This window comes from Polaromonas sp. (assembly GCF_012927455.1).
Taxonomy (GTDB): domain Bacteria; phylum Pseudomonadota; class Gammaproteobacteria; order Burkholderiales; family Burkholderiaceae_C; genus Polaromonas.
Genome location: NZ_JABBPE010000011.1, coordinates 1 through 17,194, shown reverse-complemented (window position 1 = coordinate 17,194; position 17,194 = coordinate 1). Strand labels below are relative to the sequence as shown.

Sequence of the window (17,194 nt, the reverse complement as noted above, 5' to 3'; positions counted from 1 at the left end):
TGCTCCTTACTTCGCAGCCGAAGAAGCAGTCACTGAAGCAGCGGGTGCCGCAGCGCTGGCAGCCGGGGCTGCGGCGGTAACGGAAGACGCCGAAGCAGCGGCACCACCAGGCTGCCAGGGCACGGGCTTAACTGTTGCGCCGGGTTGCAGCTTCTGGAAACCATCGACCATTACCTGCTCGCCGGTTTTCAGGCCTTCCAGTACGACCCATTGCGCGCCTTTGGCCGAGCCTATCTTGATGGTGCGTGGCGCGACTTTGCCGTCAGCGCCCACCACCATCACCGAATCGCCCTGCGCCGTGCGCGTGACAGCCTGCTGCGGCAGTGTGATGGCATTGGTCGCCTGGGCCTGCTCCAGCCGCACCCGCACATACAGGCCTGGCAGCAACTGGCCGCCGGGGTTGGGCACCTCAGCCCGCAAGGTCACCTGACCCGTGGTGGGATCAACAGTCAGGTCAGAAAAAAGCAAACGACCCGCTTGCGCATATTCGGTGCCGTCTTCGAGCACAATGCGCACGCTGGCCGCATCCGCGCCGCTGGCACGCTTGAACTGACCGCTGTCCATCGCGGCGCGCAACCTCATCACCTCCGACGCGGACTGCGTGAAGTTGACGTACATCGGGTTGATCTGCTGGATCACTGCGAGCTGGGTCGCGTCGCCCTGCCCGACCAGAGCGCCTTCGGTCACCAGCGCCCGGCCTATGCGGCCCGAGATCGGTGCCGTGACAGAGGCATAACCAAGATTGATGCTGGCCGTCTGCACGCTGGCCTTGCCGACAGCGACGTCGGCTTCAGCCTGTTTTTGCGCCGCAACGGCATTGGCGTATTCCTGCTTGCTGATGGCATTGGCTTCCACTAGCGGTTTGTAGCGCTCGGCTAGCCCGGTGGCCAGCACCAGGTTGGCCTGAGCACGCGCCTGACCGGCTTTGGCGCTGGCCGCTGCCGCGGCATAAGGAGCGGCGTCGATGCTGAACAGCGCCTGACCCGCTTTCACGTCACTGCCTTCGCGGAACAGCCGCTTTTGCAAAATTCCGGCAGCGCGCGCCCTGACCTGGGCGACTCGCGAGGCTTCGAGCCGACCGGGCAATTCGGTCACCAGGCCGACATCGCCTGGCGTCACCATCACGACACCGACCTGCGCCGGCGGCGGCGTAGCGCCAACACCCGGAGGGGCATTGCCGCCTTTGCCACACGCCGCCAAAAGCAATGAAAGCGCGGCAATCGCCAGCAGCAGCAGCGGACGGCGCATAACTTGGGGCGACACACATGAATGGACAACGCGAAACGTAGGCATGCTATTCCTGGAATTTTTGAAGGGAAGCGCAGAGGAATTAGTGCTGCCTTTGAGATCAAGGCGAAGCACGGGCGTCGAAACCGAAGAATGCAAGGGTTTTTACGAGTGATATAGTTTACATACATTTATGAATGTATGTAGTTCTGTTAAGGAATCGGTTTTCAGGAGACAGCATTGGCCCGTCGAACCAAAGAAGAAGCACTGGCAACCCGCAACAAGCTGCTGGATGCAGCTGAACACCTGTTTCAGGCACAAGGGGTGTCGCGCACCAGTCTGCAGGACATTGCCCGGCGCGCTGGCGCCACGCGGGGTGCTATCTACTGGCATTTCAAGGACAAAGCCGACTTGTTCAACGCCATGATGGAGCGGGTGACGCTGCCGATGGAGGCGTCTTTCAACCCCGGACATGCCGATGCCGGGGCGGTTAATAATTCCGACGAAAACGCGCTTCATCAAATACGGCTTGCCACCACCCAAGCCCTGCAGCAGATCGCCACCGACGCGCAAACCCGCCGGGTACTCGAGGTCGCGACACAGAAAGTGGAATACGTGGAAGAACTTCAGGCCGTCCGGCTTCGGCATCTGGCCGTCCGAAATGGTTTTTTGGACCGCATTGAACAAAGCATGAACGCGGCGTCGCGTCAGACCGGCCTGCAACTGCCTCTGGCTGCCTCAGTGGCGGCGCAGGGCTTGCACGCCCTGATCGATGGGCTGATACAAAACTGGCTGCTAGACCCACAAGCTTTTAATCTTCTGGAAGTTGGCAAGGGAGCGATGAACGTTTATCTTCGCGGTTTAGGCTTTGCCAACGAAGCCTGCCCGGCACTCCCGGCCGGGTCAGCCGCTGAATTTGCCTAGTGCAGGTGACGTGGCTTGCGACCGCCTCCATGGCCGGAACCGCCCTGGGGGCCGCCCAATCCGCGCGGCGGCTTACCGAGTTGCATGGAATTGACCAAGGCATCAAAGCGCTGCTCGAACAACCGGTCGACCGCCGCGACGACTTCGCCAAGCTCCGAGCCATCAAAATGCCGCTCCAGCAGACCTATCATGTCTTGCACCAGCAAGTCGCGCTGAACCTGCATGATGGCGGCTGGCGTGGGACCTACGAAATACATGGCAAAGTCATCACGCGCTTCGTCGTCATCGGCGCCCTCTTCCTCGTCAAAGTCCGAATCGTAAAAAGTGACTTCAATCGGTGCACCCGCTTCAGCCAGATCATTGAGGCCCATGCACATTTCGTCGAGCGCCTGACGGAAATCCTCGTCACCCGGCACGGTCCAGCAGATGTTCAGCAAGTGCTTGTGAACATCAAACTGAATCCCGGGCTCTTCTTCATAGGCACTGGCAGCGCCCGCAGCCAGAGATTTGGAGCCGGCGTACTTCCACAGTGGCCTGAGCGCTTCCTGCAACTGGTCAAAGTTGACGTCCGCACGCAGAGGCACCTCACCGTGGACGTGAATTTCAAAAGGTGTGTTGTAGCGGGCCATAGAATTTATCTTACCCAGTTTTCAAGAGAACGCCTGTTGTCTGGGTCAACGGTGGTAAATGGTGCCTGAGACCGGAATCGAACCGGTACGCCCGCTATTCACGAAGCGGCGGATTTTAAGTCCGCTGTGTCTACCTATTTCACCACTCAGGCCAGAGCGTAATACAGTATTGTGAAACAAAAAAGCCCCAATGCTTGGGGCTGAAGGCAATGACTTTTTGGAGGCGCGGCCCGGAGTCGAACCGGGCTAGCCGGATTTGCAATCCGGTACATAACCGCTTTGTTACCGCGCCTTGTTTCTGTCTGATGCGGCAAAGCTCGCTTGCCTTACCGACTTAATGACTCCATCTGACAACTCAAAATTCCATCCGTCCAGATTCTATCTACTACAACCGATTACTCCAATAAGAAAGGGCAGCATTTTGAAGTGCTGCCCTTTAAATTGGAGCGGGAGAAGAGTCTCGAACTCTCGACCTCAACCTTGGCAAGGTTGCGCTCTACCAACTGAGCTACTCCCGCGATTTCAGTCTCAAATTATAGCTCAGTTTCAACGCCTTAGCGGGGCCGCTGAAGAATCTTGATTTAATGTTTCACTGTTCCCGCAATTTCGGCAGGTGCCGCGAGCGGCAACGGGGCCGCTACGGCAGCATCTTCATCGGGCAGTGCGACGGGCTGACGCTCAAGGGCCACCTGCAATACCTGGTCTATCCATTTCACCGGCACGATCTCCAGACCACTTTTCACGTTGTCCGGAATCTCCTGCAAATCCTTGGCGTTGTCCTGCGGGATCAGTACGGTCTTGATGCCACCCCGCAAAGCCGCCAGCAGTTTTTCCTTAAGCCCTCCAATGGCCGTCACCTCGCCACGCAGGGTAATTTCTCCCGTCATCGCGACGTCGCCGCGCACCGGAATACCGGTCAACGCAGAAACAAAGGCTGTGGTCATGGCCGCACCCGCGCTCGGGCCATCTTTAGGCGTGGCACCGTCGGGCACGTGGATGTGGATGTCACGTTTTTCAAACATTTCATCCTTGATGCCGAGGAATTTGGCGCGGCTGCGCACCACCGTGCGGGCAGCCTCCACCGATTCCTTCATAACATCGCCGAGCGAGCCAGTACGCGTGATTACGCCTTTGCCCGGCATGACGGCGGCCTCAATAGTCAGCAAATCGCCCCCGACTTCGGTCCACGCTAGTCCGACTACCTGGCCCACCTGATTTTTCTGCTCCGCACGGCCGTAATCGAATTTGCGAACACCCAGAAATTCGTTGAGGTTGTCTGGCCCCACGACCACTTTGGGCGTCATTTTCTTAAGCTGGATGCCCTTCACCACCTTGCGGCAAATCTTCGAGAGCTCGCGCTCCAGCGAGCGAACGCCGGCCTCACGCGTGTAATAGCGCACGATGTCACGCACGGCCTGCTCGGTGATATCGAGTTCGGTTTCCTTGACGCCATTGTTCTTCAACTGCTTGGGTAGCAGGTAGCGCATGGCAATGTTGGTTTTTTCATCTTCCGTGTAACCCGCCAGCCGAATGACCTCCATGCGGTCCAGCAAGGCGGGAGGAATATTCATCGAATTCGAGGTCGCCACGAACATTACATCACTCAAGTCAAAATCCACCTCGACGTAGTGATCGCCAAAGGTGTGGTTTTGCTCAGGATCGAGCACCTCTAGCAAGGCGCTGGATGGATCGCCGCGGAAGTCGGTGCCCAGTTTGTCGATCTCGTCAAGCAGGAACAGCGGATTGCGCGTGCCCGCCTTGGCCAGGCTTTGCAGCACCTTGCCGGGCAAGGCGCCAATATAGGTGCGGCGGTGACCCCGAATTTCTGCCTCGTCACGCATACCGCCCAGCGCCATGCGCACATACTTGCGTCCCGTCGCTTTGGCAATCGACTGCCCCAGCGAGGTTTTACCCACGCCCGGAGGTCCCACGAGGCAAAGTATCGGCGCCTTGAGTTTGTCCACGCGTTGCTGCACAGCGAGGTATTCCACAATGCGGTCTTTGACTTTTTCAAGCCCGTAGTGGTCTTCGTTGAGTACGTTCTCGGCGTTGACCAGATCGTGCTTTATCTTGGTCTTCTTGCTCCATGGCAAGCCCGTCAGGACTTCGATGTAGGTGCGCACCACTGTCGCCTCGGCTGACATGGGCGACATAAGCTTGAGTTTCTTGAGTTCGCTCTCCGCTTTTTTGCGCGCCTCTTGCGGCATCTTGGCGGCCTTGATCTTTTTCTCGATCTCATCAATGTCCGCGCCCTCCTCGCCCTCACCCAGTTCTTTCTGGATGGCTTTCACCTGCTCATTGAGGTAGAAGTCGCGCTGGTTCTTTTCCATCTGACGCTTTACGCGACCACGAATTTTCTTGTCGACATTGAGGATGTCAACTTCGCGCTCAAGCTGCTCGTAAAGGTTTTCGAGACGGGCCTTGACGTTGTCGAGACCCAAAATCACCTGCTTGGCATCAAGCTTGAGCGGCAAATGGGCTGCAATGGTGTCAGCCAATCGACCAGCATCGTCAATGCTGGAGATCGATGTCAGGATTTCCGGAGGAATTTTTTTATTCAGTTTGACATAGTGATCAAACTGCTGCATCACGGCGCGGCGCAAGGCTTCGGTTTCGCTGCTCTTGTCGCCGCCAATCACCACGACGGGTTCAACCGGCGTGAGGTTGGCGCTGAAGTGCTGCTCGCCTTCGTCAATCCTGTTGACCCTGGCACGCTGCTGACCCTCTACCAGCACCTTGACGGTACCGTCGGGCAGCTTCAGCAACTGCAAGATCGTCGCCACGCAACCGACCTCAAACATGTCTTCCACCGAGGGCTCGTCCTTGGCAGCGGCCTTCTGAGCCACCAGCATAATGCGGCGCTCGGCTTCCATGGCCGATTCCAGGGCCTTGATGCTTTTGGGGCGACCGACGAACAGCGGAATCACCATGTGCGGAAAAACTACCACATCGCGCAGAGGCAACAAAGGCAGGTCGATGGGGGTGGAAGGCAATGAAGTTTGTCCGGACATATAAAACCTTAAAGCTTAGACGTTAGACAAAACGCGAAAACCGCTCTCATGGTCACGCGCAACGTGGTCAGAACTAGACGTGGGGCACGGCAGCCACTTTTCAAGCACGCCTGAAGAACTCTGTGTGGCGTTCAGGCCTTCTTGGCAGTTTCGCGGTACACCAGCAAAGGCGCCTTGTTTTCTTCAATCGTCGACTCATCGACTACCACTTTGTCCACATTGCTCGTATTTGGCAAGTCAAACATGGTGTCAATCAGCGATTGCTCCAGGATGGAGCGCAGCCCGCGCGCACCCGTTTTACGGGCGAGCGCCTTGCGGGCGATGGCTTTCAGCGCGGAGGGCCGAATCTCCAGATCCACACCTTCCATGGCGAGCAGTTTGCTGAACTGCTTGACCACCGCATTCTTTGGTTCAGTCAGAATCTGCACCAGCGCATCCTCACTCAGTTCGGCCAATGTGGCGACCACCGGCATGCGGCCCACCAATTCGGGAATCAGGCCGAACTTGATCAGGTCTTCCGGCTCAACTTCCTTGAATGCATCAGTGAGGGTACGCGATTTTTTGCTTTTGACGGCAGCGCCAAAACCGATACCGGAGGCCTCGGTGCGGTTCTCAATGACTTTTTCCAATCCGGAAAAAGCACCCCCGCAGATGAAGAGAATATTGGTGGTGTCGACTTGCAGGAAATCCTGGTTCGGATGCTTGCGCCCGCCCTGCGGCGGCACCGACGCCATCGTGCCCTCAATCAGCTTGAGCAAGGCTTGCTGCACACCTTCGCCCGACACGTCACGGGTGATCGAAGGGTTGTCAGATTTACGCGAAATCTTGTCAATTTCGTCAATGTAAACGATTCCCTGCTGGGCGCGCTCGACTTCGTAGTTACAGCTCTGCAGCAACTTCTGAATGATGTTTTCAACATCCTCACCCACATAACCGGCTTCGGTCAGGGTCGTGGCGTCGGCCATGACAAAAGGCACGTTCAGCGTGCGGGCCAAAGTTTGCGCCAGCAGCGTCTTGCCCGAACCGGTGGGGCCAATCAGCAAAATATTGCTTTTGGTCAATTCCACATCATCTTTTTTGGCTTTTTCCTTGTGCCGCAGGCGCTTGTAATGGTTGTACACGGCGACGGCGAGCGTTCGCTTGGCAGGCTCTTGACCAATCACGTAGCCGTCCAGCGTCGACTTGATTTCGGCCGGTGTCGGCAAGTCACTGCGCGTTTCGCGTACATCGGCGCCAGCGGGCAGCTCGTCACGAATGATTTCATTACATAAATCGATGCACTCGTCACAAATAAAGACAGATGGCCCTGCAATCAGTTTTTTGACTTCGTGCTGACTTTTACCGCAGAAGGAGCAGTACAGGGTCTTTTCGCTAGAGGAGCCTTTTTTCTCGGCCATTGTTGGGATGCCTTTAAGGTGCCGTGAGATAACTATTGCCCAATGATAACCAATAAAAAACGGCGCTTCTGTTACAGAAAACGCCGTTGTTGCTAGGCAACTTAAGCTTGTTTACTCAGGGGCGTTTGGAGATGACCTGATCGACAACACCGTATTCCTTGGCTTCTTCGGCAAACATGAAATAGTCACGCTCGGTGTCGCGTTCGATTTTCTCAATGGTCTGGCCGGTATTGGCCGCCAAAATACGATTTAGCTGGTCCCGGGTTTTCAGGATGTCACGGGCGTGAATCTCAATATCCGAAGCTTGGCCTTGTGCGCCACCAGAGGGCTGGTGAATCATCACGCGCGAATTGGGCAGCGTAAAACGCTTGCCCTTGGCGCCCGCCGCTAGCAAAAACGCGCCCATGCTGGCCGCCATGCCCACGCAAAGGGTGGATACATCCGGCTTGATAAACTGCATGGTGTCGTAAATCGCCATGCCAGCCGTCACGGAACCGCCCGGTGAGTTGATATAAAAGGAAATGTCCTTGTCTGGATTTTCGCTTTCCAGGAACAGCAATTGCGCCACCACCAGATTGGCAGTCTGGTCATTGACCGGACCGACCAGGAAAATGACGCGCTCTTTGAGCAGGCGCGAGTAGATGTCATACGAGCGCTCGCCCCGGCCGGATTGCTCGATCACCATCGGCACCATGCCCAGGCCCTGCACTTCTTGGCTGGCGGCTTGCGGGCTGACGTAGGCGCCGCCGTAAATACTGTTTCGGACCATCATGTTTCTCCAAAGATATTTGTACTGTACCTAAATAAATTGGGGCCTGTGCCGCAAAGCACAAGCCCCAAAACATCAGCAGTCGCAGGGCGGAATCAGTTCTGGCCCATCAACTCGTCAAATGAGACGGTTTTATCGGTGACCTTGGCTTTGCCCAAGACGAAATCGGTCACGTTGTTCTCAATCACGACCGCTTCCACTTCAGCCATGCGGCGGTTGTCGCTCAGGTACCAGCGCACCACTTCTTGCGGTTTTTCGTAGCTGGCAGCCAGCTCTTCAATATGGGCCTTAAGCTGCTCGGGCTTGGCCTGGAGGTCGTTGGAGCGCACCAGTTCGGCGACGACCAGACCCAGGCGCACGCGCTTTTCGGCCTGCGGACGGAAGATGTCGTCAGGAATTGGAGCCTTGTCCGCGTCCTTGATGCCGCGTTGTTTCAGGTCGGCTCTGGCGCCTTCAATCATGCGGTCCACTTCGGCCTGCACGCTTGCATTGGGCAAGTCGAGCTCGGCCTTGGCCACCAGGGCGTCCATCACGGCGGTTTTGTTGCGAGCCAGCAGCCGAAACTTGACTTCGCGCTCCAGGTTTTTCCTGATGTCGGCGCGCAGACCTTCCACACTCGCATCGGCAATGCCCAGCGACTTGGCCAGCGCTTCGTTGACTTCAGGCAGATGCGCCGCCTCGATTTTCTTCACGGTCACCAGGAAATCCGCCTGTTTGCCGGCGACTTCCTTGCCGTGGTAGTCGGCTGGAAAACTCAGGGGAAAGGTCTTGCTTTCGCCGCTTTTCATGCCGAGCACGGCCTCTTCGAATTCCTTGAGCATCTGGCCGTCGCCGATCAGAAACTGGAAAGCCTCGGCCTTGCCACCAGCGAAGGCTTCGCCGTCGATCTTTCCTTCGAAATCAATGGTGGCACGGTCACCGTCTTGCGCGGGCGCATCGGCCGCGCGCTGGGCGAAGGTGCGGCGTTGCTTGCGCAAAATGTCTATGGTCTTGTCGATGGCCGCATCGGTGACTTCAGCGCTGACTTTCTCGACTTCCGCACCAGCCAGATCGGCGATCTTGACGTCGGGATAGACTTCAAAAACAGCATCGAACACCAGTTCGCCCTCGGGCGTGCCTTCTTTTTCGCTGATGCGGGGCTGGCCGGCAACGCGCAGCTTGGCTTCGTTGGCCGCCACCGAAAACGCTTCGCCAACCTTGTCGTTCATGACTTCGTAATGCACCGAATAGCCATAGCGCTGGGCCACCACGGTCATTGGCACCTTACCGGGACGAAAACCGTCCATTTTCACGGTCCGGGCCAGGCGCTTCAAACGGGAATCGACCTCCGACTGAATGGTATTGAGGGGCAGCGTCAGCGTCATTTTGCGCTCGAGCTTTTCAAGGGTTTCAACAGTCACGGCCATGATGGTTTCCTAAAATCAAAAGTATCAAAACAGGGCTTGCCCTGACTTGCTGCGGCGATGCAGCAACTCCTGCAGGCCTGGACGCACGATTGCGCCAGCAAGGCCTCAGGGTTGGTGCGCGGGGCGGGACTCGAACCCGCACAGTATTGCTACCGTCAGGACCTAAACCTGGTGCGTCTACCAATTTCGCCACCCGCGCGCCTGAAATAACAACGGGAATTCGAACACTTCGAACTCCCGCCTGAAATCGGTCAACTTTGGATTTTAGCCTGTATCGATCAGAACTCCCTTGGAGGACCCTGGCGAATGCCGTCACGCCCTTGCCGGCAGCCCGCTCACATCGCGCTTGACGCGAAACCAGGCCGCGTACATGGCCGGCAGTGTCAGCAAGGTCAGCACGGTTGCCACCACCAGGCCGCCCATGATGGCGACGGCCATCGGGCCCCAAAACACGCTGCGCGACAGCGGAATCATGGCCAGCACCGCAGCGGCGGCCGTCAGCACGATGGGGCGCGAGCGGCGCACCGCCGACTCGACAATCGCGTCCCAGGCCGGCACGCCGCGCGCCCGGTCCTGCTCGATCTGGTCAATCAGGATCACGGAATTGCGCTGGATCATGCCCATCAGCGCAATCACGCCCAGCAAAGCAACAAAGCCAAAGGGCCGACCCAGCAGCAGCAAGGCGCCGGCCACGCCGGCAATCCCCAGCGGCCCAGTCAAAAACACCAGCACCGCGCGGCTAAAGCTCTGCAACTGCAGCATCAGCAGCGTGAAGGTCAGGAATAGCATGACGGGAATCCCCGCAGCGATCGAGGCTGACCCCTTGCTGCTTTCCTCCACCGCACCGGCCACCTGGATGCGATAGCCAACGAGGCCGCTGCCCTGCCACTTCGCTTCCAGCGCTTTTAGCCTGGGCTGCAGTTGCTGCGTCACGGTGGCGCCCTGCAGGCCTTCGGCGATGTCGCTTTGCACCGTGATGGCGTAATCTCGGTTTTCGCGCCACATCACACCGGGCTCCCAACCAAACACCGGTTTGGCGATCTGGGTCAGCGGAATCATCTTGCCCGAGGCCGTCGGCAAATAGGCATTGCCGAGATCGGTCATCGCATTGCGTTCATCCAGCGGCTGGCGAAAGACGATGTCAATCAACTTGTCGCCTTCGCGGAACTGGCCCACCGGCGTACCCGCCAAAATGGTGCGCGAGACCTGCGCAATCGATTGGCTGGTCACGCCGAGGGCCCGCGCCTTCGACTGATCCACCTCCAGCCGCAGCACCTTGACCGATTCATTCCAGTTGTCGTTGACACCGCGCGTGTTGCCGCTTTCCCGCATCAGCGCCTTGACTTCGTCGGCGCGCTCGCGCAGCACCAGCGGGTCTGGTCCCACCACGCGAAACTGCACCGGATATGGCACCGGCGGCCCGTTGGGCAAAAGCTTGACGCGGCCGCGCACCTCGGGAAACTCGGTTGCCAGCAAGGCTGGCAGCTTGATGCGCAGGGACTCGCGCACCTTCAGGTCCTTCGGCAACACAATCATCTGCGACACATTGGTTTGCGGAAAGACCTGGTCCAGCGGCAGATAAAAGCGTGGCACGCCCGAGCCCAGCCAAGTGCTCACGGACGTCACGCCGGGCTCGCGCATCAGGCGCTGCTCCACGCGCTGGGCGGTCAGTTCATTGGCGGCAAACGAGGTGCCCTCGGGAAACCAGAGGTCCACCATGATTTCGGGACGGCTGGAGTCGGGAAAAAACTGCTGCTGCACCCGGCCCATGCCGACGATGCCCAGCGCAAAAATCAGTAGCGTCGCGCCAATCGTGATCCAGCGGTACTGCACGCACCAGTTCACCGTCCGGCGAAAACGCATGTAAAACGCGCTGTCATACATCTCGTGCGGCCTGTCATGCCCCTCGGCCACCTCCTTCACATGCGGCGGCAGGTTCGCCCCCACGCTCGCCACTGCGTGTGCGTCGCTGCCCCCCGGGGGGGCCGCCGCCTTGGGGCGGCCCGGCGGCGGCTTGAGCAGCAGCGTGCCCAGATAAGGCACGAAGTACACCGAGACGATCCAGCTCAGCACCAGTGCAATCACAGTCACCGCAAAAATCGCAAAGGTGTATTCACCGGTGACCGATCTGGCCAGGCCGATCGGCAAAAACCCGACGGCGGTGATCAATGTGCCGGTCAGCATGGGCATGGCGGTGAGTTCGTAGGCAAAGGTGGCGGCGCGCACCTTGTCGTAGCCTTCTTCCATCTTGCGCACCATCATCTCGACGGCAATGATGGCGTCGTCGACCAGCAGGCCCAGCGCAATGATCAGTGAGCCCAGCGATATCTTGTGCAGGCCGATGCCGGCGTACCACATGGCGACAAATGTCATGCCCAGCACCAGCGGAATGGTGATGCCCACGACCAGGCCGGGCCGCATGTCGATGTAATAGCACCGCCACAGCGGCAACCGGGCAGCGCTCTGGTCGCCCGCCGCAGCTGGGCGTTTATGCAGGCCCAGGCTGACAAAGCTGACGGCCAGCACAATCAGCACCGCCTCAATCAGCGTGCTGACGAACTCGTTGACGGATCGGGTCACCGCCTGGGGCTGATCTTGCACATTGACCAGCTTGATGCCGGCCGGCAGCGTCCTGCCCAGGCCGGCGGACAGTTTGGCCAGCGACTGGCCCAGCGCAATGATGTCGCCACCCTTGCGCATCGACACGCCCAGGGCAATCACCTCCTTGCCCTGGTGGTGCACCTTGACCACCGGTGGGTCGCTGTAGCCGCGCTTGATGTCGGCAATATCCGCCAGCCGCAACTGGCTGCCCGCGGCCGTACTGCCAGCGCCGTAGCCGGCGCCGCGAATCGGCATGGCACGCAACTGCTCAATCGCCTCAAACTGGCCCGCCACCCGCACCTGCACCACATCCAGCGGGGTCTGCACCGCCCCGGCCGGCTCCACCGCGTTTTGCTGGCCCAACTGCGCCAGCACCTGGTTCAGGTCCAACCCGAGCTGCGCCAGCCGTTTCTGCGAGATTTCAATGAAAACTTTTTCATCCTGCACGCCAAACAGCTCGACCTTGCTGACGTCGGGCACGCGCAGCAGCTGCTGGCGCACCTCGTCGGCAAAGGTCTTGACTTCGGCGTAACTAAAACCGTCGGACTCCAGCGCGTAAATCACACCAAAGACATCACCAAAGTCATCATTGAAGAACGGCCCCTGCACGCCGGCCGGCAAGGTGCCGCGCATGTCACCGATTTTCTTGCGCACCGCATACCAGACGCCGGGCACTTCGCTGGCCCGGGAGGAGTCCTTGATCTGGAAAATGATCTGCGACTCGCCCGGCTTGGAGTAGCTGCGGATCTTGTCGGCGTAGGGCACCTCCTGCAGCGTGCGCTCCAGCTTGTCGGTGACTTGCTCGGCCACCTGTTGCGCAGTGGCGCCCGGCCAGTTGGTGCGCACCACCATGGCGCGAAAGGTGAAGGGCGGGTCTTCATCCTGTCCGAGCTGGAAGTAGGCGACAAAACCCATCAGCAGCAGCACCAGCAACAAATAGCGTGTCAGCGCCGGATGCTCAAGCGCCCAGCGCGACAGGTTGAAGCGGTCGGCGCGAGGATTGCCGTTGCCGTTGCCGTTTCCTTTGCCGCCGTCGTTACCGGCAGGCGCGCCGCTGTGATTGCTTGTCTGCGTCATGCCGGCCTCACTTCGCGGCCGATGCAGCGCTGGCGGCAGGCCCGGACAGGCTCGGTTTCGCTATTAAATCAGGAGCTGCTTGCGCCCGTCCTGTATGGGCTACAGCCCTATTTGACTGGTAAATACTGACTTTCTGTCCGGCTGACAGCACATGCGCGCCCGCGCTCACCACCCGCATGCCCGGCTGCAGGCCTGCGGTCACGATGACGTCGTTGCCATCGGTGGCGGCAAGCTCTATTACCTGCGCCTTGACGGTCATGCTGGCCGGGTCAAGCAGCCACACGGCCGTGGACTGCCCCATCTGGAACAAGGCCGTGGTCGGCAGCTTGATGACCGCTGCGCCTGCGCCGCCTGCCAGCGCCGGCAGCACGTAGACCGTGGCGCCCAGTGCGGGCGGTTCCTTGGCGTCGATGGACACCTTAATTGGGTAGGTGCGCGTCACCGGATCGCTGCTGGCGGCCACCTCGCGCACCCGTCCCGGCAGCTCGGTGTTTTGCGCCCACAACCTGATCTTGACGGGCGCGCCTACCCGGATACCGGCCAGCTTGTCCTCCGGCACCGAAAACACCACATCGCGCACGCCGTCAGCCGCAATGCGCAGCACCGGCGTGCCGGCCGGCACCACCTGGCCGGGCTCGGCCTCTACGGCCGTCACGACGCCCGAGACATCGGCCAGCAGCGCGGCATAGCTGGCCTGATGGCCTTGCACGGCAAGCTGTGAGCGGGCCTGCTCGAGCTGCGCCTGGGCCGCCTTGAAGGCCGTTTCGCGGCGTTCCAGCTCTGCGCCGCTGATGAAGTTCTGCTCCATCAGCGCCTTGTAGCGCTTGAAATCAGCCGCCGCCAAGTCCCGGTTGGTAGCTGCGGCGGCAACCTGCGCGCGCGCCGCATCGGCAGCCAGTTTGTAATCCTGCGGATCGAGTTGTGCCAGCACCTGACCGGCCTTGACGCGTTGTCCCAGTTCAGCCTGCCGCTTGATGATCTTGCCACCCACCCGAAAACCCAGCCTGGACTCAACCTGGGCCCGGACTTCCCCGGCGTACTCGTCGCCGGCAGCGATGCTGGCGCTACCGACCGTCAGCACTTTCACGGCACGAACCGGTTCATCGGGTGGCGCCGTTGGTGAACAGGCGGCCAGCACCAGCGCTGCGCCGGCCAGCATAAAGACAGTTTTTTTCATGATCTGATTCGACTGAAATATCCGATGAGAGCTCGGGGGAAGCAGATTAGGGGAAATCGGTTCAGCAGCGGTTTGGCACTTAAGCGAGGCTTGATAAACGAGGCCGAAACAGGCCCCGGCAACACAGCTACTGACTGACTGGTTAGTAATCTAGGGGAATCGGGAAAACTTGTCAAGCGACAATCCACGCCATGCATCAAGGCCCTCCACCGCTAGCCAAACCGCTCGACGAACCGCTGTCTCAACCACTAGCCGAAACACTGGCCGCAACAGGCGTCAGCCACTACGAAAACTTTCCGGTGGCTTCCTGGCTGTGTCCGCCGCGGCTGCGCCCGGCCATCACCGCCATCTACTGGTTCGCCCGTACCGCCGACGACATCGCCGACGAAGGCGACGCTGCACCGCAAACGCGCCTGGACGATCTGGCAGCCTACCGCGCCGACCTGCTGGCTACCGCGGCCGGCGAGGCGCCTTCGCCGCGCTGGGCCGCAGTATTTACGCGGCTGGGCCCAATGATCACGCAGTTCGCCCTGCCCGTTTCTTTGCTGGCCGACCTGCTCAGCGCGTTCGAGCAGGATGTCGTTAAGCAGCGCTACGCCAGCACGGCCGAACTGCTGGACTACTGCGCGCGCTCAGCCAACCCGGTGGGCCGGCTGCTGCTGCACCTGTACGGCGTGCATGACAAGGCCTCGCTCCAGCAAAGCGACTGCATCTGCAGCGCCCTGCAGCTCATCAATTTCTGGCAAGACCTCAGCGTCGACATTCCACGCGGGCGCATCTACCTGCCGGCCGACGCCTGGGTCAGGCACGGCGTTGACGAAGCCCAGCTGCTGCGCCTGGAAAGCAAGCAGAACACTATTAATTTGATAGCTGACTGCGCCCGTACTGCAAGGGCTGGCATGCTAAAAGGCTCTGAACTCCCGGCCACGGTCGGTCGGCGGCTGGGTGGTTTCACGGGCTGGCGAGCCGCGCTTGAATTGCGCTGCGTCATTCAGGGCGGGCTGCGTATTCTGGACAAGATAGAAGCCATGAACTACGCCACACTCACCCGGCGCCCCGCACTTGGCAAAGGGGATGCCTTACTGATTGTCTGGAAGGCGCTCATCCAATGGAAAACATGACCTCCATCACCCGCGCTGTCCCTTTACCCGCCAATTGCCAGCTCACACCCACACAGCACGACGCTGATTTTGCAGATGCCTACGAAACGCTGGTGCCTAAATCAGACCTCAGCGCGACCGAAATTTACTGTGCCGTGGCCCGGCAAACTCCGGGCTGGGTCAATGCCCTGATGTGGCTGCGCAACAGGTTGGTTCAACCGTTTGGCTTGAAAGACGCAGGCGCCATCTCCAACGTGCCCGCCGCGCGCAGCGCCACCGCCGTGCCAGGCCAGCGCATGGGCTTGTTTGAAGTGGTCAGCGTGTCGGCCAGCGAACTGGTTTTGCAAGACGATGACAAACACCTGCTGGTGCAACTGTCAGTGCTCAAGCAAAGCCATGACACCACGCATGACAAACTCACCATCAGCACCGTCGTCCATATTCACAACACCCTGGGCTGCGTTTACATGACCTTTGTTGGACCGGCGCATAAAGTGATAGCGCCCGCTATTACGCGCCGGGCGAGCCGGGCGGTTGCCAAGAGCCTGCCGGGTTTTGAAATTGGAGTGAAAAAAGTATGAATGCAAGACCTGACCCCAATAACGTAACGTAACGTAACGAATTGCCACAAAGCCGGTACTCCAGCTCAAAAAGCCGCAAGGGGCCAAGCGGCATGAAGCCCAATGCCAAACGCATCCAATGGCTTGCTCCGCTGCCGAGCCTGGCCCTGCTGCCGGTGGTCTGTACCAGCAGCCCCCGTGCAGCCCAGCCCAGCGAACGGCAGGCCAAAGCCATGGCGATGTGGCAGGAGCGGTGCAAGGTGGCGGGGGAGAAGATTTACCGGACGGTGGAGGGTGTGGAGGGAGTTTATCTGCTCAAACTGAGGCCCAGTGATATTAATTACGGCGATCAATTCAGGATGGATGACCCGTATGGGCGGGATTTGGGGGGTCTTGGATACATTGAAAGCTTTATTCTTGGGCAGTATGCAGCTACGCATGTTGAAAATCCTAGTGCCGACTTGCCAACGCGACCTAGAGGCTATCCTTATATTGAAGCCAAAGATCCAAAAGATGGGCAGCAGTATCGATTTACAGGTGTTTTAAAGTGACAGGCCGTATGGATGCGAATGCACCCAACGTTCGAATCGATCTCAAACGCAACCCAAACTTTGACTCGAACATTTATCGGTTCGTTCTGGATCGTGCGCCTGCCTCTGGCAAACCGCCCCGCTATGGCGTGACATATGACGATATCTCCACCCGTGAAGAACGTGAATACTGGATTGCAGGCAGCTCTCTGAAAGTGATTGATCTGCAAACCAACGAAGTTATTGCTGAACGGATCGGCTACATGGTGGACTGGGCGCAGGGGAGCCAGGCTGGTGGTCGATCACCTTGGTTGTTTGCCGCCAATAACGCCTGTCCGCAATTTGCAGATAAACATGGTTCAAGCGCTCAGCCATATCAGGCAGCACGGTTCGTAGAAAAAGTACTCAAACCATCCAAATAAAGAGAGCTAAAAAACGACAACACCAACTACAGCCGAATTGTTGAAGTATGCCGATCTACAAATGGCCGCAGAGGCTTTTTTTAGTGTCAATAAGACTGGTGACTTAATTTCAAGTGGCTTTGGCCTTATTGATGCTCTAAAAGCCGGTAACGTGGTCGACGTCAACTATCTTGACCGCTCGGCGACAACTATCCTGGCCGGTGGAAGCGGGGAATGAATGGAACTGGTTACGTTGTTGAACGGGCCTTTCTGGCAGGCGGAGCATGCCCCGCCTGTGCGGCGCGGCGGCGGTAGCTCTCCACGTTCATCTCCAGAATGGTTGCGTGATGCACCAGCCGGTCAACCGCAGCCAGCGTCATGGCCG

At 59.1% G+C, this 17,194-nt stretch carries 15 protein-coding genes and 4 tRNA genes; 6 read left to right on the top strand and 13 right to left on the bottom strand.

Going from position 1 to position 17,194, the window contains the following annotated elements; translation table 11 throughout:
* Positions 1–6: 6 nt before the first annotated feature.
* Positions 7–1,293: an efflux RND transporter periplasmic adaptor subunit gene (locus HHJ18_RS11545; protein ID WP_296915427.1), complete on the bottom strand. Its 1,287-nt coding sequence runs from the start codon at positions 1,291–1,293 to the stop codon at positions 7–9.
* Positions 1,294–1,467: 174 nt separating this feature from the next.
* Between HHJ18_RS11545 and HHJ18_RS11540 the strand changes: the two genes are divergently transcribed.
* A complete protein-coding gene (locus tag HHJ18_RS11540; protein WP_296915425.1) occupies positions 1,468–2,151 on the top strand; it encodes a TetR family transcriptional regulator in 684 nt (227 codons plus the stop codon).
* Here HHJ18_RS11540 and HHJ18_RS11535 read toward each other — a convergent pair.
* The 11 genes from HHJ18_RS11535 to HHJ18_RS11485 form a co-directional block, all read right to left on the bottom strand.
* Positions 2,148–2,780, bottom strand: coding sequence for a DUF6806 family protein (locus tag HHJ18_RS11535; protein ID WP_296915423.1), 633 nt, complete (start codon positions 2,778–2,780; stop codon positions 2,148–2,150). The two genes, HHJ18_RS11540 and HHJ18_RS11535, sit on opposite strands and share 4 nt — an antisense overlap.
* A 59-nt stretch (positions 2,781–2,839) precedes the next feature.
* Positions 2,840–2,932: transfer RNA gene (locus tag HHJ18_RS11530), tRNA-Leu, on the bottom strand.
* Between the two features lie 66 nt (positions 2,933–2,998).
* Positions 2,999–3,072 (bottom strand) — tRNA-Cys (locus tag HHJ18_RS11525).
* Between the two features lie 150 nt (positions 3,073–3,222).
* Positions 3,223–3,298 (bottom strand) — tRNA-Gly (locus HHJ18_RS11520).
* Between the two features lie 63 nt (positions 3,299–3,361).
* The gene (lon, locus tag HHJ18_RS11515) at positions 3,362–5,791 is read right to left on the bottom strand and encodes an endopeptidase La (RefSeq protein ID WP_296915421.1); all 2,430 of its coding nucleotides are present in this window, start codon (positions 5,789–5,791) and stop codon (positions 3,362–3,364) included.
* A gap of 131 nt (positions 5,792–5,922) precedes the next feature.
* Positions 5,923–7,188, bottom strand: a complete 1,266-nt coding sequence (gene clpX / locus HHJ18_RS11510; protein ID WP_296915419.1) for an ATP-dependent Clp protease ATP-binding subunit ClpX — start codon at positions 7,186–7,188, stop codon at positions 5,923–5,925.
* A 115-nt stretch (positions 7,189–7,303) separates the two neighbouring features.
* The gene (gene clpP, locus HHJ18_RS11505) at positions 7,304–7,960 is read right to left on the bottom strand and encodes an ATP-dependent Clp endopeptidase proteolytic subunit ClpP (protein WP_296915417.1); all 657 of its coding nucleotides are present in this window, start codon (positions 7,958–7,960) and stop codon (positions 7,304–7,306) included.
* Positions 7,961–8,052: 92 nt separating this feature from the next.
* Positions 8,053–9,363 carry a trigger factor gene (gene tig, locus HHJ18_RS11500; RefSeq protein ID WP_296915416.1) on the bottom strand — a complete coding sequence of 437 codons (1,311 nt, stop codon included), beginning with the start codon at positions 9,361–9,363 and terminating at the stop codon, positions 8,053–8,055.
* 112 nt (positions 9,364–9,475) lie between these two features.
* A tRNA-Leu gene (locus tag HHJ18_RS11495) sits at positions 9,476–9,562 on the bottom strand.
* 113 nt (positions 9,563–9,675) lie between these two features.
* Complete coding sequence (locus HHJ18_RS11490) at positions 9,676–13,041, bottom strand: efflux RND transporter permease subunit (RefSeq protein WP_296915404.1); 3,366 nt, start codon at positions 13,039–13,041, stop codon at positions 9,676–9,678.
* Between the two features lie 7 nt (positions 13,042–13,048).
* On the bottom strand, positions 13,049–14,218 hold the full coding sequence (locus HHJ18_RS11485; RefSeq protein WP_296915402.1) for an efflux RND transporter periplasmic adaptor subunit: 1,170 nt from the start codon (positions 14,216–14,218) through the stop codon (positions 13,049–13,051).
* A gap of 191 nt (positions 14,219–14,409) precedes the next feature.
* On the opposite strand from HHJ18_RS11485, the gene hpnC reads away from it, so the two are divergent.
* The 5 genes from hpnC to HHJ18_RS11460 all read left to right on the top strand — a co-directional run bounded on the left by hpnC (position 14,410) and on the right by HHJ18_RS11460 (position 17,047).
* Positions 14,410–15,339, top strand: a complete 930-nt coding sequence (gene hpnC, locus HHJ18_RS11480; protein ID WP_296915400.1) for a squalene synthase HpnC — start codon at positions 14,410–14,412, stop codon at positions 15,337–15,339.
* Positions 15,336–15,899 carry a DUF2867 domain-containing protein gene (locus HHJ18_RS11475; protein WP_296915398.1) on the top strand — a complete coding sequence of 188 codons (564 nt, stop codon included), beginning with the start codon at positions 15,336–15,338 and terminating at the stop codon, positions 15,897–15,899. The genes hpnC and HHJ18_RS11475 overlap by 4 nt, the downstream gene beginning before the upstream one ends.
* Positions 15,900–15,991: 92 nt before the next feature.
* Complete coding sequence (locus HHJ18_RS11470; protein ID WP_296915396.1) at positions 15,992–16,429, top strand: hypothetical protein; 438 nt, start codon at positions 15,992–15,994, stop codon at positions 16,427–16,429.
* A gap of 8 nt (positions 16,430–16,437) precedes the next feature.
* Positions 16,438–16,830, top strand: coding sequence for a hypothetical protein (locus HHJ18_RS11465; protein WP_296915394.1), 393 nt, complete (start codon positions 16,438–16,440; stop codon positions 16,828–16,830).
* 40 nt (positions 16,831–16,870) lie between these two features.
* Positions 16,871–17,047 carry a hypothetical protein gene (locus HHJ18_RS11460; RefSeq protein ID WP_296915393.1) on the top strand — a complete coding sequence of 59 codons (177 nt, stop codon included), beginning with the start codon at positions 16,871–16,873 and terminating at the stop codon, positions 17,045–17,047.
* Positions 17,048–17,057: 10 nt separating this feature from the next.
* Here the strand turns inward: HHJ18_RS11460 and HHJ18_RS11455 are convergent.
* Positions 17,058–17,194 (bottom strand): ATP-binding protein (locus HHJ18_RS11455; protein ID WP_296913941.1); only part of this gene is annotated, 137 nt, incomplete at its 5' end.

Coding starts and splice junctions, on each gene's coding strand:
- HHJ18_RS11475 (WP_296915398.1), top strand. CDS start 15,336: ATGACCTCCATCACCCGCGCTGTCCCTTTACCCGCCAATTGCCAGCTC.
- HHJ18_RS11490 (WP_296915404.1), bottom strand. CDS start 13,041: ATGACGCAGACAAGCAATCACAGCGGCGCGCCTGCCGGTAACGACGGC.
- clpP (WP_296915417.1), bottom strand. CDS start 7,960: ATGATGGTCCGAAACAGTATTTACGGCGGCGCCTACGTCAGCCCGCAA.
- lon (WP_296915421.1), bottom strand. CDS start 5,791: ATGTCCGGACAAACTTCATTGCCTTCCACCCCCATCGACCTGCCTTTG.
- hpnC (WP_296915400.1), top strand. CDS start 14,410: ATGCATCAAGGCCCTCCACCGCTAGCCAAACCGCTCGACGAACCGCTG.
- HHJ18_RS11470 (WP_296915396.1), top strand. CDS start 15,992: ATGAAGCCCAATGCCAAACGCATCCAATGGCTTGCTCCGCTGCCGAGC.
- tig (WP_296915416.1), bottom strand. CDS start 9,363: ATGGCCGTGACTGTTGAAACCCTTGAAAAGCTCGAGCGCAAAATGACG.
- HHJ18_RS11465 (WP_296915394.1), top strand. CDS start 16,438: ATGGATGCGAATGCACCCAACGTTCGAATCGATCTCAAACGCAACCCA.
- HHJ18_RS11535 (WP_296915423.1), bottom strand. CDS start 2,780: ATGGCCCGCTACAACACACCTTTTGAAATTCACGTCCACGGTGAGGTG.
- HHJ18_RS11545 (WP_296915427.1), bottom strand. CDS start 1,293: ATGCCTACGTTTCGCGTTGTCCATTCATGTGTGTCGCCCCAAGTTATG.
- clpX (WP_296915419.1), bottom strand. CDS start 7,188: ATGGCCGAGAAAAAAGGCTCCTCTAGCGAAAAGACCCTGTACTGCTCC.
- HHJ18_RS11485 (WP_296915402.1), bottom strand. CDS start 14,218: ATGAAAAAAACTGTCTTTATGCTGGCCGGCGCAGCGCTGGTGCTGGCC.